Source organism: Eikenella glucosivorans, assembly GCF_016025525.2.
In the GTDB taxonomy this organism is placed as follows: domain Bacteria; phylum Pseudomonadota; class Gammaproteobacteria; order Burkholderiales; family Neisseriaceae; genus Eikenella; species Eikenella glucosivorans.
In genome coordinates, this window is the sequence record NZ_JACSGR010000006.1 from 150,008 (window position 1) to 166,868 (window position 16,861).

At 58.5% G+C, this 16,861-nt stretch carries 14 protein-coding genes; 3 read left to right on the forward strand and 11 right to left on the reverse strand.

Going from position 1 to position 16,861, the window contains the following annotated elements; translation table 11 throughout:
- Nucleotides 1-165: 165 nt before the first annotated feature.
- A complete protein-coding gene (locus tag H9Q10_RS08795) occupies nucleotides 166-1,647 on the forward strand; it encodes a patatin-like phospholipase family protein (protein ID WP_197903588.1) in 1,482 nt (493 codons plus the stop codon).
- A 286-nt stretch (nucleotides 1,648-1,933) separates the two neighbouring features.
- On the opposite strand, the gene H9Q10_RS08800 is transcribed toward H9Q10_RS08795, so the two are convergent.
- The 10 genes from H9Q10_RS08800 to sdhC form a co-directional block, all read right to left on the reverse strand.
- Complete coding sequence (locus H9Q10_RS08800; RefSeq protein ID WP_197903589.1) at nucleotides 1,934-2,530, reverse strand: hypothetical protein; 597 nt, start codon at nucleotides 2,528-2,530, stop codon at nucleotides 1,934-1,936.
- Nucleotides 2,531-2,545: 15 nt separating this feature from the next.
- Nucleotides 2,546-3,022, reverse strand: a complete 477-nt coding sequence (gene greA, locus H9Q10_RS08805; RefSeq protein ID WP_197903590.1) for a transcription elongation factor GreA — start codon at nucleotides 3,020-3,022, stop codon at nucleotides 2,546-2,548.
- A 221-nt stretch (nucleotides 3,023-3,243) separates the two neighbouring features.
- Nucleotides 3,244-3,696 carry a ribonuclease HI gene (gene rnhA, locus H9Q10_RS08810; RefSeq protein WP_197903591.1) on the reverse strand — a complete coding sequence of 151 codons (453 nt, stop codon included), beginning with the start codon at nucleotides 3,694-3,696 and terminating at the stop codon, nucleotides 3,244-3,246.
- Between the two features lie 537 nt (nucleotides 3,697-4,233).
- Entirely contained in the window at nucleotides 4,234-5,430 is a 1,197-nt protein-coding gene (gene odhB, locus H9Q10_RS08815) for a 2-oxoglutarate dehydrogenase complex dihydrolipoyllysine-residue succinyltransferase (protein ID WP_197903592.1), read from the reverse strand.
- 96 nt (nucleotides 5,431-5,526) lie between these two features.
- The gene (locus H9Q10_RS08820) at nucleotides 5,527-8,343 is read right to left on the reverse strand and encodes a 2-oxoglutarate dehydrogenase E1 component (RefSeq protein ID WP_197903593.1); all 2,817 of its coding nucleotides are present in this window, start codon (nucleotides 8,341-8,343) and stop codon (nucleotides 5,527-5,529) included.
- Between the two features lie 617 nt (nucleotides 8,344-8,960).
- Nucleotides 8,961-9,221: an FAD assembly factor SdhE gene (locus H9Q10_RS08825; protein WP_197903594.1), complete on the reverse strand. Its 261-nt coding sequence runs from the start codon at nucleotides 9,219-9,221 to the stop codon at nucleotides 8,961-8,963.
- A gap of 68 nt (nucleotides 9,222-9,289) precedes the next feature.
- Complete coding sequence (locus tag H9Q10_RS08830; RefSeq protein WP_197903595.1) at nucleotides 9,290-9,997, reverse strand: succinate dehydrogenase iron-sulfur subunit; 708 nt, start codon at nucleotides 9,995-9,997, stop codon at nucleotides 9,290-9,292.
- 148 nt (nucleotides 9,998-10,145) lie between these two features.
- A complete protein-coding gene (gene sdhA, locus H9Q10_RS08835; protein ID WP_197903596.1) occupies nucleotides 10,146-11,930 on the reverse strand; it encodes a succinate dehydrogenase flavoprotein subunit in 1,785 nt (594 codons plus the stop codon).
- 5 nt (nucleotides 11,931-11,935) lie between these two features.
- Nucleotides 11,936-12,277, reverse strand: coding sequence for a succinate dehydrogenase, hydrophobic membrane anchor protein (gene sdhD, locus H9Q10_RS08840; protein WP_197903597.1), 342 nt, complete (start codon nucleotides 12,275-12,277; stop codon nucleotides 11,936-11,938).
- The gene (gene sdhC / locus H9Q10_RS08845; RefSeq protein WP_197903598.1) at nucleotides 12,271-12,648 is read right to left on the reverse strand and encodes a succinate dehydrogenase, cytochrome b556 subunit; all 378 of its coding nucleotides are present in this window, start codon (nucleotides 12,646-12,648) and stop codon (nucleotides 12,271-12,273) included. Before sdhC ends, sdhD begins: the two co-directional genes overlap by 7 nt.
- A gap of 534 nt (nucleotides 12,649-13,182) precedes the next feature.
- On the opposite strand from sdhC, the gene H9Q10_RS08850 reads away from it, so the two are divergent.
- Entirely contained in the window at nucleotides 13,183-14,178 is a 996-nt protein-coding gene (locus H9Q10_RS08850; RefSeq protein ID WP_197903599.1) for a malate dehydrogenase, read from the forward strand.
- A gap of 135 nt (nucleotides 14,179-14,313) precedes the next feature.
- The gene (locus H9Q10_RS08855; protein ID WP_197903600.1) at nucleotides 14,314-14,601 is read left to right on the forward strand and encodes a barstar family protein; all 288 of its coding nucleotides are present in this window, start codon (nucleotides 14,314-14,316) and stop codon (nucleotides 14,599-14,601) included.
- Nucleotides 14,602-14,806: 205 nt separating this feature from the next.
- Here H9Q10_RS08855 and H9Q10_RS08860 read toward each other — a convergent pair whose 3' ends face one another.
- Complete coding sequence (locus H9Q10_RS08860; RefSeq protein ID WP_197903601.1) at nucleotides 14,807-16,465, reverse strand: SulP family inorganic anion transporter; 1,659 nt, start codon at nucleotides 16,463-16,465, stop codon at nucleotides 14,807-14,809.
- Between the last annotated feature and the right edge of the window lie 396 nt (nucleotides 16,466-16,861).

Here is a 16,861-nt window from a genome sequence, read left to right on the forward strand (position 1 = left end):
CCCTGCGATGCTTGGCGTGTCATTACGGGATGGTTTTCAGGTAGCCGGTAAGGCTGCGGTAAGCTGCGGAATGTTTGCTATAATGCGTTTGAGGCTACCTGAAAAGTGATGTTTTGTTTTCAGGTAGCCTGCATTATTGTTCAGATGAATTGGAAAGGTTTGCTTATGTGGATTCGTGCGTGCGGCGGGGTGCTGAAACGCGGTGCGGCGGCGGGGCTGCTGCTGTGGTTGTCGGCCTGCTCGCTGGTGAATTACCGGCCGGTGGCCACCATTTCGCAGGTGGACACCAGCCGCGGCTACCGTTTGGAACAAAGCATGGCGCAGCAGAACGACGATGCGTATGTGGTGCTGCTGTTTTCCGGCGGCGGCACGCGCGCGGCGGCCTTGGGCTACGGCGTGCTGGAGGAGCTGGCCAAGCAGCCGGTGCGCATCGGAGGGCAGGACAAAACGCTGCTCGACAGCGTGGATTTGGTGTACGGCGTGTCCGGCGGCTCGGTGCTGGCCACTTATTATTCGCTGCACGGCCGCGACACCATCCCCGCCTTCGAACAGCAGTTTCTCAAGCAGAATTTCCAAAAGCAGGTATCGCGCCAGATATTTTCGCTCGGCAACCTGCCGCGCCTCACCTCGCCCGAATTCGGCCGCGGCGATTTGCTGCAGGAGCAGTTTGAAAACACCCTGTTCGGCCACGCCACCTTCGGCGATTTGGCCGAGCGGCGCAAAGGGCCGTTTGCCGTGGTGTCCGCCACCGATATGTCGGTGGGGCGGCGCATCGATTTCACCCAGGAATTTTTCGACATGATGTGCCTGAACCTCTCCGATTTGCGGCTCGCGCGCGCCGTGGCCGCCTCCAGCGCCGTGCCCATGGTGTTCAGCCCCATCACGCTCAACAACAATGGCGGCAACTGCGGCTACACCCTGCCGCCACGCCTGCAATATGCGCTGGAGCAAGGAGGCAGCGAGCAGCAAAGCCAAACCCGCCGCGAATTCAGCCAGCAGCTCGACCTCTACCAAAACAGCAAAGAGCGCCCCTACATCCACCTGCTCGACGGCGGCCTCACCGACAACCTCGGCCTGCGCTCCCTGCTCGACGCCACCGAAATCTACCCCAGCCAAACCCTGCAACGGCAGATGGCCAACCAAAACGTGCGCAAAATCATCATCATCAGCGTGAACGCGCAAAACCAGCTCGACAGCGACATCGACCGCAGCGCCAAAGTGCCCGGCCTGGCCGCCGTATTGGGCGCCATCATCAACGTGCCCATCGACCAAAACTCGCAGGAATCGCTGCGCCGCATCCGCGCCGTTACCGACCAATGGAACAGCTCGGCCGGCAACCGCAAAGGCCACCCCATCAGCCTGCATTTCGTCAGCCTCAGCCTGCGCGACCTGCCCGATTCCGCCTTGCGCAAAAACGTGCTCAACATCTCCACCAGCTTCTACCTGCCGCGCGAAGACGTGAACAACCTGAAAGAAGCTGCCCGTGTATTGATGCGACAATCGCCGGATTACGAGCGCATGCTGGCCGCCCTGTCGAAAGACGCGGCAAACGAGCCGCCGGCTGCCCCTTCTGCCAGCACTGCGCCGGCCTGTGCCAACACCTCCGAAGCGCTGGCGGATTGCTTGAAAAACGGGAAACCGCGGTAATCAAACGCGGTACAACACGGTAACACGGTAAAAGGCTACCTGAAAAATTAGCTTCAACGAAGGGAAGTTTCTGCGAAGCTGAATTTTTCAGGTAGCCTTTTGTTTGCCGTGTGCTTGGCGTTTGCATTTGGCAGGGTTTGGTTTTCTCGATGTTGCCGCGAAGGATTGGTTTGAGCGGCGCAAAAAGATGTTGCGTCCGGTTTTGCTGTGTTGTGGCCGGTGCTTTTCAGGTAGCCGACCAGCGGCTTGGCTTGATTAAGGCGGTTTGGAATCGGCGGCGGATTGCTTAATTCCAGCGGCGCTTGGCTTCGTATTCTTCGGGCAGGGTATCGAGGAAGCCTTGGCCGAAACCTTTGAGGATGCTGTATTCGTTGTTAATCCGTACTGCACGAAGGCGGAAGATGGAGCCGATAATTGCCAGAACCAGCCAAATCAGCACCAAGCCGCCATACCATAACGACATCAGGTCGGTATCGACTATGCCGTTTTCGGTGGAGGCAAAATATGGCAGGAAGAGCGTAACCAGCAGCAGGATGAATAGGCCGATATAAATTTGGTGCATTTGCTTACGGTGTGCGGGGCAACGTGCTGCCGTAACCTCAATTTTTTTCCGCACAATCACAGCAACAATCAGATAAATCAATAAACCCGGCAGGCGCAGGAAGGTGGTGAGAATCAGCAAAGCCAGTGCGGGATGGTGCCAATACAGCTTGCGCGGTCGGCGCGGTGGGTCGGCTTCCGTACCGCAGCGGATGCAGCGGCAGGGCAGGTCGGCGCCGTCGGGCAGGAAGACGCGTTTGCCTTCGCGCCAGCATTCGGTGTTGCTTTGCGGACGGTAGTCTTGGCTTTGCGGGGCTTGGTAGGGGTTGAAATCGCGGTTCATTTGCTGGCTGGCTGTTTAAATATACAGCACTTCGATCACTTCGTATTCGCGGATGCCGCCGGGCGCCTGCACTTCGGCGATGTCGCCTTCTTCCTTGCCGATCAGGGCGCGGGCGATGGGAGAGCTGATGGAGATTTTGTTGTCTTTGAGGTCTGCTTCGTCGTCGCCGACGATTTGGTAGCGCACTTGGGTTTCGTTTTCCAAGTCTTCGAGGGATACGGTGCTGCCGAATACGATTTTGCCGTCGGCGTGGATTTCGGTGGGGTCGATGATATGGGCGATGGAGAGCTTGTTTTCCAATTCGGAAATACGGCCCTCGATAAAGCCTTGTTTTTCTTTGGCGGCTTCGTATTCGGCATTTTCAGACAAGTCACCGTGGGTGCGGGCTTCGGCGATGGCTTCGATGATGGCGGGGCGTTCGATGCTCTTGAGGCGCTGCAATTCTTGCTTGAGCAGCTCGGCGCCGCGAATGGTTAAGGGGATTTTTTGCATGGGTTTTCTCCGCAGGAGGAGGCTGCTCGGGGCAGCCGTTTTCACATAAAAATGCAAGCCGCCTAGGGGCCGGCGGCTTGTGGGATCAAATTTTTAGCCAACCAAAAAGGCTTTGTTGCACGTTGATTGACTGAATCGGGCGCTATTCTATCAGATGGCGGGCGGAACGCCAACTGTGGCGGCGGCTTTGGAAAGTTGTGTTAATAATTTGATTATTCGTGTTATTGCTGATTGCCGGAGAGGGAGGCGGCGCCTTGGTTGGCGAGCTGGTCGGCACGCTCGTTTTCGGGGTGGCCGGCGTGGCCTTTGACCCATTGCCAGGATACTTGGTGTTGGGCGATGAGCTGGTCGAGCTGCTGCCAGAGTTCGGCGTTTTTCACGGGCTTTTTGGCGGCGGTTTTCCAGCCGTTGCGCTTCCAGCCGTGTATCCAGCTTTCCATGCCGTTTTTCACGTATTGGGAGTCGGTGTGGATGACGACTCGGCAGGGGCGGTTGAGGGCTTGGAGACCGCGGATGACGGCGGTGAGCTCCATGCGGTTGTTGGTGGTGTCTGGCTCGCCGCCGCTGAGTTCTTTTTTGTGTGCGCCATAGCGCAGCAATACGCCCCAGCCGCCGGGGCCGGGGTTACCTTTGCAGGCGCCGTCGGTGTAGAGGTGGACGGTGGTGTCGGTCATGGTGTTTCCTGTTTGAGGCTACCTGAAAATTTTCAGGTAGCCTTTGTGAATTTGATATTAAAAGTTCTACGAGATGTTGAGTATTTCACGCTTTCTTTATCAAGTATAGTTTGAGTTTCAGGTAGTTTACTAAATTTCAGGTAGCCTTTTGCCTTTTTCATCCTGTTCACCCTTGCGCCTTATGCCGGCACGGGCACTTCCTTTCTTTGCTTCGCCAAAAAAAGGAAGCAAAGAAAGGCGACTGCTGGCACAGGTTTGCTGCGCAAACTTCCCTCACTCCACGCGGTTTTCGGGCGCCAAAGGAAATTAAATTAGCTGCAACTTGCGGCTGCGCCGCTTCGAACATGCAAGCCCTTGCTCTCCGAAAAACCGCGTTCCGTTCGGCTGTGCCAGCAGAGAAGGTGGCAAGCTCAACCGTTTGCATTCAATATTTTGTATCCGGTTTTGCAAGAGGAGTATTGCGAAAAGACGAAGGCTACCTGAAAAATGGTTTTTCAGGTAGCCTGATGCCGCTAAGGGTTTAGATTGCGGAAAGGATTAGATTTCCAGAATCAGGCGGGCCGGGTCTTCGAGGGCTTCTTTGATGGTGACCAAGGTGAGCACGGCTTCGCGGCCGTCGATGATGCGGTGGTCGTAGGAGAGGGCTAGATACATCATCGGGCGCACCACGACTTGGCCGTTTTCCACCACGGCGCGTTCTTTGGTGGCGTGCATGCCCAAGATGGCAGACTGCGGCGGGTTGATGATGGGGGTAGACATCATCGAGCCGAAGGTGCCGCCGTTGGTGATGCTGAAGGTGCCGCCGGTGAGGTCTTCGATGGCGATTTTGCCGCTCTTGGCCTTGTTGGCGTAATCCACGATGGCCAGCTCGATGTCGGCGATGCTCATTTGGTCGGCATTGCGCAGGATGGGCACCACCAGGCCGCGCGGGCTGCCCACGGCGATGCCGATGTCGAAGTAGCCGTGGTAAACGATGTCGTTGCCGTCAATCGAGGCGTTTACGGCGGGGAATTTCTTCAGCGCGGCAACGGCGGCTTTCACGAAGAAGGACATGAAGCCCAGTTTCACGCCATACTGTTTCTCGAACTTTTCTTTGTATTTGGCGCGCAAATCCATAATCGGCTTCATGTTCACCTCGTTGAACGTGGTGAGGATGGCGTTTTGCGACTGGGATTGCAGCAGGCGCTCGGCCACACGCTGGCGCAGACGGCTCATCGGCACGCGCTGTTCCACGCGGTCGCCCAGCGGTACGGCCACGGCGGGGGCGGCAGCGGCTTTGGGCGCGGCGGCAGGGATGGCGGCCACGTCTTCTTTCAGCACGCGACCGTCGCGGCCGGAGCCTTGCACGCCGGATACGTCCACGCCTTTTTCGGCAGCCAGTTTGGCGGCGGCGGGCATGGCCACGCCTGCCTGCGCGCCGGCAGCGGCCACATGGCCTGCGGCGGGGGCGGCAGCCGGGGCTTCGGCGGCAGCCGGAGCGGCAGCGTCGGCTTTGGCTTCAGTGTCGATTTTGGCCAAGAGCTGGCCGGCGGTAACGGTGGCGCCGTCCTGCTCGATGATTTCCACAATCACGCCAGCCTGCTGGGCGGGCAGCTCGAGCACCACTTTGTCGGTTTCGAGGTCGATCAGGTTTTCATCGCGGTTCACATAGTCGCCCACCTTTTTGTGCCAGCTCATCAGGGTGGCTTCGGTAACGCTTTCCGGCAGCGGGGGTACGGTGATTTCGATAATCATGGTTTTATCCTTTGAATAAGTGAAATGAATCGGTAATCGTGTTCTGGAGGCTACCTGAAAACGTGTTTTACGGTTTTCAGGTAGCCTTTATCGGCCTTAGAGCTTCATGGCCTCTTCGAGCAGGCCGTCGAGGCCGGCTTTGTGTTTTACCGCGTAGCCGACTGCCGGGGAGGCGCTGGCCGGGCGGCTGGTCATGGTGAGGCGCTGGTTGGCACCGAGCACTTTTTCCAGGCGGTGGCGGATTTGATACCAAGCGCCTTGGTTTTTCGGCTCTTCCTGCGCCCACATCACTTCAGTGGCGTTCGGGAAGCGCGCCAGCTCGGCAGCCACTTCTTCGTAGGGGAAGGGGTAGAGCTGCTCGATGCGGACGATGGCGATGTCTTTTTCCAAGCCTTGGTCGGCGCGGGCTTTGGCCAAATCGTAGTACACCTGGCCGGCACACAGGATAACGCGTTTCACGTCGTTGTTGCGGCCTTGCACGGTGTCGCCGATTACCAGGCGGAATTCGCCGTCGGTGAAGTTGGCGAGCGGGCTACTGGCGTCTTTGAAGCGCAGCAGGCGTTTGGACATGAAGATCACCAGCGGTTTGCGGTAGGGGCGCAGAATCTGGCGGCGCAGGGCATGGAACATCTGCGAAGCTTCAGACATCATCAGCACTTGGATGTTTTCTTCGGCACACAGTTGCAGCCAGCGTTCCACACGGGCGGAAGAGTGTTCCGGGCCTTGGCCGTCGTAGCCGTGCGGCAGGATAACGGTGAGGCCGCACCAGCGTCCCCATTTGGTTTCGCCGGAGGTGATGAACTGGTCGATGGCGATTTGCGCGCCGTTGGCGAAGTCGCCGAACTGTGCTTCCCAAATCACCAAGTCTTCCGGAGCGGAAGAAGCATAGCCGTACTCGTAGGCCATCACGGCTTCTTCGTTCAGGATGGAGTCGATCACATTGAAGTGGCCTTGTTTCTCGCTGATGTGCTGCAGGGGGATGTACACGCCGCCGGTGCGTTCGGCACGGTTTTGGTCGTGCAGCACGGCGTGGCGGTGCGAGAAGGTGCCGCGGCCGGAGTCTTCGCCGGAAATGCGGATGTCGTGGCCGGCTTCCAAGAGGCTGGCGTAGGCGATGGTTTCGGCCATGCCCCAATCAATCGGCAGCTCGCCGGCAGCCATGGCTTTACGGTTTTCGATGATTTTGCTCACAGTGTTGTGCAGCTTCACATCGGCCGGAATGCTGGTAAACCTGGCGGCCAGGCGCTGGATTTCGGCGGCGGGCAGGGCGGTTTTCACCGGAGTGCGCCAGCTGATGGGCTGGTATTTGCTCCAATCCACGGCGTGTTCGCGTTTCTGCTCGGGCAGGATTTCCTGGATGCGGTCGCCTTTATCCATAGCGGCGCGGTAGTCGCTGATGAGTTTGTCGGCTTCTTCCTGGGTAACCACGCCTTCTTTAATCAGCTGCTCGGCATACACCGCGCGGGAGCCGGGGTGTGCGGCCACCTGTTTGTACATCAGGGGCTGGGTGAGGGTGGGATCATCGCCTTCGTTGTGGCCGAGCTTGCGGTAGCAAACCAGGTCGATCACGATGTCTTTTTGGAAGGTGGTACGGTAGTCCAGCGCGATTTGGGCGGCGTGGCACACGGCTTCCGGATCGTCGCCGTTCACGTGCAGAATCGGCGCGCTCACCATCTTAGCGATGTCGGTGCAATACAGGGTGGAGCGGGTATCGCGCGGATCGGAAGTGGTGAAGCCCACTTGGTTGTTGATCACGAAGTGGATGGTGCCGCCGGTGGTGTAGCCGCGGGTTTGCGACATATTGAAGGTGGATTGGTTCACACCGAGGCCGATGAAGGCGGAGTCGCCGTGGGTGAGGATGGGCAGCACCTGTTTGCGGCCTTCGGCGCCGCGGTGGTCTTGGCGGGCGCGCACGGAGCCTTCAATCACGGGGTTGGTGATTTCCAGATGCGAGGGGTTGTAGGCCAAGGAAAGGTGTACCGGGCCGTGCGGGGTGGGCACGTCGGAGCTGAAGCCCATGTGGTATTTCACGTCGCCGCTGGGGAATTTGGCGTCCACTTTGCCTTCGAATTCGTCGAAAATGGCCTGCGGGGCTTTGCCCAAGGTGTTTACCAACACGTTCAAGCGGCCGCGGTGCGCCATACCGATGACGATTTCCTGCACGCCTTTTTCAGTGGAGGCGCGGATGAGGTGGTTCAGTGCGGGCACGGTGCTTTCGCCGCCTTCCAGCGAGAAGCGTTTCTGGCCCACATAGCGGGTGTGCAGGTAGCGCTCCATGGTTTCGGCGGCGGTGATTTCTTTGAGGATGCGGCGTTTGGTTTCGGCATCGAACTGCGGGCGGGCGCCGTTGGCTTCCAGGCGCGCCTGCAGCCATTCTTTTTCGCGGGTGTCGGGAATGTGGGTGTATTCCAGCGCGAGCGGGCCGCAATAGATTTGTTTGAGATGGCGGATGATTTCGGCCAGGGGCAGCTTGGGGCTACCTGAAAGATCGGTGCCGACATGGAATGCGGTATTCATGTCGGCAGCGGTGAGGCCGTAGGTTTGCGGGTCGAGTTCGGACAGCTGGGTAAGGTGGGTGCGGTCGAGCGGGTTGAGGTCGGCGGCACGGGCACCCAGTTCGCGGTAGGCGGCAATCAGGCTCAACACGGCCACTTGCTTCTGCATGGCGGCAAAATCCACACCGCCTGCGGCCGCGCCGCCGCGCTGGTGTGCGAGGTTGGCAAAGGCTTCCTGAATCGGGCGGTGCGCCACATCTTTGGGGGTATTGCCGGGCAGGGCGGCCACTTGGTCGAAATATTGCCGCCATTGGCTGTCCACGGAATCCGGGGAGGTGAGATAGGCTTCGTACAAATCTTCAATATACGGAACGTTGGTGCCGTATAGGTAGGACAAACTACTTTGTTCTTTCATCATGGCAAAGATCCTTAATCAAGTATGACGGTTTGAAGAGCAGCACGCTTGCTCGCAGGGTATCCCTGGTAGGGCAAATGAACCTTATCCTATGAAGCGAATGCCGATTCCGAATCGCCACACGGCGGCATAGTGATGAGTATGGCGATTCGGAATGGGCATTTTCAGGTAGCCTGATGCCGGAACGGTGAGGCGATGGGGAAGGCGGCGGAAAGCCGATGGGGGAGGGAAGAGGCTTTAGCAGATGATGAAGCGCCGACGCGGTAAAACATGAAAGCCGGCTACCTGAAAATTATTGCAGCATCATTACCAAGGTTCTTCGAGCACCCAGCCTTTCATTTATCTAGCGGTTTACCGTATCGGCGGCGGACGGCGTTTTTGCCTTTTGGGGCAATATTTTCTGCCGTCCGGGCAGTGGGGGCAATCATACGGCCCGACATGGGGAACGTCAATAAGCGGAAAGGCTGTGGCGGGGGTATTTGGGCGGCTTGGTCGGGGAGGCGGGGGGCGGTGAGGGGAAGGCTGGGAAATTGGGTGTTGATTAAACAGGAAAGATGGCGTAAGAGGCTACCTGAAAAACAGGAATGTTAAAGTTTGTTTGCCGCCGGATTGGCACGATTTTACATTGCGGCACGGCTGCTGCGGATTTTGCCTATCAGGGCGGCGGCTTCGGCGGAAGCGGTTTCGGTTTGGCCGTTGATTTGGGCGAACAGCTCGGGATCGGGCAGGGCGAGCAGTTCGGTGAACACGGCCAGCTCGGCATCGCTCAGGCGTTCGAATTCTTCGGCCATGAACCGTTGGAGCAGGATGTCGAGCTCGAGCAGCCCGCGGCGGGTTTGGAAGCGGATGCGCCGTTTGGCGGTGTCGTCGAATCGGGTCATGGCTGGGGCTCCTGAGATGTGGGAAACAGGCCGCTTTTGAGGCGGCCTGAAGGTGGGGATGCTGCTAACTAAACGGCGCGTTTGAGCATGATTTCTTTGATTTTGCCGATGGCGCGGGTGGGATTGAGGTGTTTGGGGCAGACGTCCACGCAGTTCATGATGGTGTGGCAGCGGAACAGGCGGTAGGGGTCGTTGAGGTTGTCCAAACGTTCGTTGGTGATGGTGTCGCGGGTGTCGGCGATGAAGCGGTAGGCGTTGAGGAGGCCGGAGGGGCCGACGAATTTGTCGGGGTTCCACCAGAAGGAAGGGCAGGAGGTGGAGCAGCAGGCGCAGAGGATGCATTCGTAGAGGCCGTCGAGCTCGGCGCGTTCGGCTTGGCTTTGCAGGCGTTCCTGCCGCGGGTCGGCGGGAGTGTCGTTGACCACATAGGGTTTGATGGAGTGGTATTGTTTGAAAAACTGGGTCATGTCGACGATGAGGTCGCGGATGACGGGCAGGCCGGGCAGGGGTCGCAAAACGATGGGCTGCTTGAGGCTGCGGATATCGGTGAGGCAGGCGAGGCCGTTTTTGCCGTTGATGTTCATGCCGTCGGAGCCGCATATGCCTTCGCGGCAGGAGCGGCGGAAGGAGAGGCTGTCGTCTTGGGCTTTGAGCTTCATGATGGCATCGAGCAGCTTGACGTCGGTGGGCTCGATTTGGAGCTCGTAGTCTTGCATATAGGGTTTGGCATCGACATCGGGGTTGTAGCGGTACACTTTGAGGCGGATGGTTTCCATGGGGTGTTCCTTTTGCTTTTTGGCGGCTGCGGCTCGGACTTGTGTTTTTTATTTTCAGGTAGCCTCTGTATGAGACTGTATGGGAAAAGGCTACCTGAAAAATATTCGCCTTGTTTCAGTTATACTGAAACCGGCAGCCGTTTGCGCTTTAGTAAACGCGTTTGGCGGGTTTGATGTAGTCCACGGTGAGCGGCTGGGTGTGCACGGGTTTGTAGGCCAGGCGGTTGTCGGCAGAATAAAACAGGCTGTGCTTCATCCAGTTTTCGTCGTCGCGCTCGGGGTGGTCGTCGGAGGCGTGGGCACCGCGCGATTCTTTGCGGGCTTCGGCGGCAATCATGGTGGCTTTGGCCACTTCCATCAGGTTGTCGAGCTCCAGCGCTTCGATGCGGGCGGTGTTCCACACTTGGCTCTTGTCGCCGATTTCGGTGCGCTTTACGCGCTCGGCCAAGGCGAGGATTTTGTCTACGCCTTCTTTCAGGATGGCGTCGGTGCGGAACACGCCGGCATGGCGTTGCAGGGTGCGCTGCAATTCGCCGCGCAGGGCGTCTACGCTTTCGCCGCCGGTTTGGTTGTTTAGGCGAGCCAGGCGCTGTTCGGTGAAAACGCCGGCGTTTTCAGGCAGTGGTTTGATGTCAGGGTGCTGCCTGATGAACTCGATCATGCTGTCGCCGGCGGATTTGCCGAACACCACCAAATCGAGCAGGGAGTTGGTGCCTAGGCGGTTGGCGCCGTGCACAGAGGCACAGGCGCATTCGCCGGCGGCATACAGCCCGGGTACCACGGCTTCGGGGTTGCCGTTTTGCGGCGCCACCACTTCGCCCAGATAGTTGGTGGGGATGCCGCCCATCATGTAGTGCACGGTGGGCACCACGGGAATCGGGTCTTTAATCGGATCGACGCCGGCGAAATTGATGGAAATCTCGCGGATGCCGGGCAGCTTGGACATGATTTTTTCCGCGCCGATGTGGTCGATTTTCAGCAGCACGTGGTCTTTGTTTTTGCCGCAGCCGCGCCCTTCCAGGATTTCCAGCGACATGGCGCGGGAAACCACGTCACGCGAGGCGAGGTCTTTCACAGTGGGGGCGTAGCGCTCCATGAAGCGTTCGCCGTCGGCGTTGAGCAGGATGCCGCCTTCGCCGCGCACGCCTTCGGTGATCAGCACGCCGGCGCCGGCCACGCCGGTGGGGTGGAACTGCCAGAATTCCATGTCTTCCAGCGGGATGCCGGCGCGGGCGCAGATGCCCAGGCCGTCGCCGGTGTTCATGAAGGCGTTGGTGGAGGAGGCATAGATGCGCCCGCCGCCGCCGGTGGCAAACAGGATGGCTTTGGCGTGGAAGATATACACGTCGCCGCTTTCCATTTCCATGGCGGTGATGCCCACGGCGTCGCCCTGCTCGTTGCGGATGAGGTCGAGCGCGGTCCATTCCACGAAGAATTGGGTGTTGGCGCGCACGTTTTGCTGGTAGAGCGTGTGTAACATGGCGTGCCCGGTGCGGTCGGCCACGGCGCAGGCGCGTTCTACGGCGATGCGGGCGCTGTTCGGATCGTCGGGGTTGCTCAGGCGGGTGTGGCCGCCGAAGGGGCGCTGGTAGATTTTGCCGCTTTCCACGCGGTCGAAGGGCATGCCCATGTGTTCCAGCTCGATCACGGCCTCAGGCGCGCGGCGGCACATGAATTCGATGGCGTCTTGGTCGCCGAGCCAGTCGGAACCTTTCACCGTGTCGTACATGTGCCAGTCCCAGCGGTCTTCCTGCACGTTGCCCAATGAGGCGGAAATGCCGCCTTGCGCCGCCACAGTGTGCGAGCGGGTGGGGAATACTTTGGAGAGCACGGCGGTGTTGAGGCCGGCTTTGGAAAGTTGCAGCGCCGCACGCAGGCCGGCACCGCCGCCGCCCACAATGACGGCATCGAATTTTCGGACAGGATAAGTCATCTCGTTCAACCCCAAATTACATTAACCGAATAAACCATGCAGCCGGCCAGCCATACGATGGTGGCTACCTGAAAAAACAGGCGCAGGCCGAAAGGTTTGATGTAGTCCATCCACAAATCGCGGATGCCCACCCAAGCATGCAGAAATAGCGCGATGAGGCTCACTTGGGTAAACACTTTCACCCACACCTGCCCGAAAAACGCCTGCCACGCGGCATAATCGCCCGGCAGCGCGAACAGGAACGCAATCAGCGCCATGGTATAAATCAGCATCAAAACGGCGGTGGCGCGCTGCATGGCCCAATCGCGCAGGCCGTAGTGCGCGCCGGTGAGTTTGCGGTCTACCATAGCCATACTCCCAAAACAGCGGTGCAAAGCAAAGCCAGCGCCATTACGGTTTTGGCCGTGGCGCGGGCGGTGTTCAGCTCCAGGCCTTTATGCATATCCAAGAGCAGGAAGCGGATGCCGGCAAACGAGTGATGCAGGTAGGCCCACAACAGCCCGAGCAGGCCGATTTTCACCAGCGGATGGGACACGAAGGCGCGGTAGCTTTCGAAAGCATCGGCACGGTTCAGCGTGCCGGAGAAGAGCCACAACAAAAGCGGCAGGCTGATAAACAGCAGCACGCCGCTGATGCGGTGCAGGATGGAAACAATCCCCGGAATCGGCAGCCGGATGCTGAGAATATCCAGGAATATCGGTCTGTTAGTCGTCCGCATAGCGAAACTTCCTCAGATTGAGTCAAACGCCAAAGCCGGGTCAAACCGGCACCCAAAACCCAAAGGCTGCCTGCCAACGAATTGTTTCAGGTAGCCTGATGCCGGCAACCGAAAAGCCGGCAGCACCAGCAATCGGCGCGCCGTGTTTTGCGGTTGTCGGCGCACAAATTGCAGATGTGCGGATAATATAGCAGCTCTTGATTTAAATCAACTTAACATTGAAAAAGGCCGGCTGAAACTTGCACCTTGGCCGCAATAGCTTACCAGTTCTGCCACACAGGCCGTTTTACCCGATAGCCGAAAACGCAACCCTTAATAAAAAATAACAAAAACCGCCGCAGTTTGAGCCACTTTGCGGTATCATAGCGCCCTTTAAATTTCTGTTGCAGCACGGGCGTTTCGGGCAACAGGCTACCTGAAAGCGAAGCTTCAACGTAGTTAAAACGATGTTTGGGCGCAGCACAAGCTGAGTTTCTGCGAAGCTAAAAATACAGCGCAGCCCGATACCTGCCCGCCGCCATTACTTATCTCCATATGAGCACCCCGAACACACAAAAAGCCCCCATCCGTGTAGCCGTTACCGGTGCCGCCGGCCAGATTGCCTATTCCCTGCTGTTCCGCATCGCATCCGGCGACATGCTCGGCGCCGACCAGCCCGTGATTTTGCAGCTGCTTGATTTGCCGCAGGCACAGCAGGCCGTGCGCGGCGTGATTATGGAGCTGCACGATTGCGCCTTCCCGCTCTTGGCCGACGTGTTCGCCACCGACGATCCAGAAATCGCCTTTCAAGATGCGCAAATTGCCATCCTTGTTGGTGCCCGCCCGCGCAGCAAGGGCATGGAGCGCGCCGACCTTTTGCACGCCAACGCCGCCATCTTCAGCACACAGGGCGCCGCCCTGAATAAAGTGGCTGACCGCAACGTGAAGGTGCTGGTGGTGGGCAACCCCGCCAATACCAACGCCCACATCGCCATGAAATCCGCGCCCGATTTGCCCGCGCGCAATTTCACCGCCATGCTGCGCCTCGACCACAACCGCGCGCTCAACCAAATCGCCCTCAAAACCGGCTGCTCAGTGAACGACATCGAGCAGCTGTGCGTGTGGGGCAACCACAGCCCCACCATGTATGCCGACTACCGTTTCGCCACGGCAAACGGCCAAAGCGTGCCGCAGCTCATTAACGACACGCAATGGTATGCCGGGCATTTCCTGCCCACCGTGGCAAAGCGTGGCGCCGCCATCATCGAAGCGCGTGGACTTTCCTCCGCCGCTTCTGCCGCCAACGCCGCCATCGAGCACATCCGCGACTGGGTGCTTGGCAGCCAGGGCCGCTGGGTCACCATGGGCGTGCCTTCCGACGGCGCCTACGGCATTCCCGAAGGCCTGGTGTTCGGGCTGCCCGTGGTGTGCGAAAACGGCGAATACCGCGTGATCAAAGATTTGCCGATCGACGATTTCAGCCGCGAGCGTATCGGCATTACGCTCAAGGAGCTGGAAGACGAACGTGCGGCGGTGGCGCATTTGCTGTAATGCTTCGGCGGCGCAGAAAGTTTGCCGTGCTGCATTTTCAGGTAGCCTTTTATGTACAAGAGGCTACCTGAAAGCATTTTTACTTCAACAAAGTTCAAGCGATCGGAGTGAGTTCTGTTAATGGACTAGACGATTATGAAATTGGAAATTATTGGCAGCAAAATTTATACGGAACAAGATTTTCATAACCAAATTACTAAAATATTTTGCGTAGAGGGATTTTACGGGAAGAATCTTGATGCTTTATGGGATTTATTGAGTGCAAATGTTGAACGGCCTGTTATGCTGATTTGGCAAGATTCTCAATTTTCAAAAGATCAGCTAGGAAGTAAGTTTTTTGAAATTGTAGAAATATTAGAAAGAGTTAAGCGGCAAGATAGACGGTGTCAGCTTAAAGAGAAATTTGATTACAGTTTGGAGTGATGAATTAGCAAAAAAAATTAGTCTATTATAGTTTCAGATAGATTTGGATTTTAAATTGTGGGCGTTCTATAAACAGTAGAAGATTTTCAGGTAGCCCCTTGCACACAAAAGGCTACCTGAAAATTTATCGGCAAAGAAAAGGTAAAGGCTACCTGAAAACCTGGATAACGGTTTTCAGGTAGCCTTTGCCGCATGCAGGCGGTCGTTACGGCACGGGCGTGCCTGCTTCTGCCTTCGCCTTTGTTGCCGCCTCGGCGCGCAGGGTTTGTACCGCCGTGTCGAAGTCGCGCATGAAGTTGCCTTCGCCGAGCAGGGCCACGATGCCGCTGCGGATCAGGCTGCCGCGCACCTGCTCGTTGGCGCCGGACACCAGCACGCGGATGCCGCGCCCCTGCAAACGCTGAATCACGCGTTCCAGCGTGAGGATGCCGGTCATGTCGATATAGGGCACCCAGCGCATGCGCAGCACCACGGCGCGCGGCTGGGTGTTGATGTCGGCCAGGGTTTTCTCGAATTTCTCCATCGCACCGAAGAAAAAGGGGCCGTTTACGATAAACATCTGCACGTCTTCCGGCAGCGCTTCAGCGTCGCCGCTGCTCTCGTCTTTGCGCACTTCCACGGCATTGGCCATCTGGCGCAGGAAATGCAGCGTGGCCAAAATCACGCCGATGTTCACCGCCACCACCAAATCCACCAGCACGGTGAGGGAAAAGGTGATGAGAAATAATGCGGTGTCGGCGCGCGGCGCGCGGCGCAGCATATTGATGCAGCGTTTGGGCTCGCTCATGTTCCAGGCTACCTGAAAAAGGATGGCGGCCAGCGCGGCCAGCGGGATGTTGGCGGCTAGGGGCGCGGCAATCAGCAGAATCAGCGCCAGCGTGAGCGCGTGCACCACGCCGGCGAGCGGGCTGTTGCCGCCTTGGCGGATGTTGGTGGCGGTGCGGGCGATGGCGCCAGTGGCCGCGAAGCCGCCGAAGAAGGGCGTGATGATGTTGGCCAAACCTTGCCCGATCAGCTCCTGGTTGGAACTGTGGCGCGTGCCGGCCATGCCGTCGGCCACCACGGCGGAAAGCAGCGATTCAATCGCGCCGAGCATGGCGATGGTAAAGGCGGGCAGGGTGAGCAGGGAAACCTGTGCCCAAGTGAAGGCGGGCAGGGAGAAGCCGGGCAGCTTTTGCGGGATGGCGCCGTAGGCCGAGCCGATGGTGGCCACGCCTTTGAAATGAAACAGGCTTTGCAGCAGGGTGGCGGCGATGAGCACCACCATCGGCGAGGGAATGCGCCGCAGCTTGGGATGGCGCGGCACGGCGATGAGCAGCGCGAGGGATACCAACCCCAGCGCGGTAGTGGCCGGGTGCAGCTGCGGCAGGCTGTGCAGCAGTGAAACGAATTGCTCGTGGAAATACTCGCCCGATGCCTTAGGCAGGCCGAAAAATGCCGCCCACTGCCCCACCCAAATCACCACGCCGATGCCCGCCGTAAAGCCGAGCACCACCGGCATGGGGATAAAGCGGATCATCGCGCCGAGGCGGAAAATTCCCATCAAAAGCAGGATGATGCCTGCCATGATGGTGGCGATTTGCAGGCCGCTGAAGCCGAATTTGGCGGTGATGCCGGCCAGAATGGCGATAAAGGCGCCGGTGGGGCCGGCAATCTGTACGCGTGAGCCGCCGCACACCGCCACCACTAGCCCGGCCACAATCGCGGTGTAAATGCCTTGCTCCGGCTTCACGCCGGTGGCAATGGCGAAGGCCATCGAAAGCGGCAGCGCCACCACGCCCACAATCGCGCCCGCAGCCAGGTTGCGCAGCCAATACTGCCGCGCCAACAGCCCCGCGCGGCCGGCTTCTATCCAAGCAATCATGTGTTTACTATCCGTAAAAAGATGTAAATTATACGCTGCCGAAGGAGCGCTGACCAGCGGGTGGAGCGGATGATCGGGATTTGGCGGCGGCTGGTTTGGCCGGTATTTTTCCGGCGCGGGGCAGTCTGATTTTCAGGTAGCCCGGGGCTGTATGTATAGAATGCCGAATCATTCTGATTGATGGCTGCTGCAAAGGCCTACCGCAAGCGGATTACCGCATGGGATAGGGCGCAAATATTTGCTTTTACCCACGCCGTTTGCCAGCCGCTACCGGACGGGCTGTAATGCCGGCAGGCGGATGCTTTTGTTTGTTGCAGGCAAGGCATAGGGGTTACCTGAAAACGGCAATGGGGGTTTTCAGGTAGCCTCTAAGCGGGAAAGCGGCAAGGCAAGAGG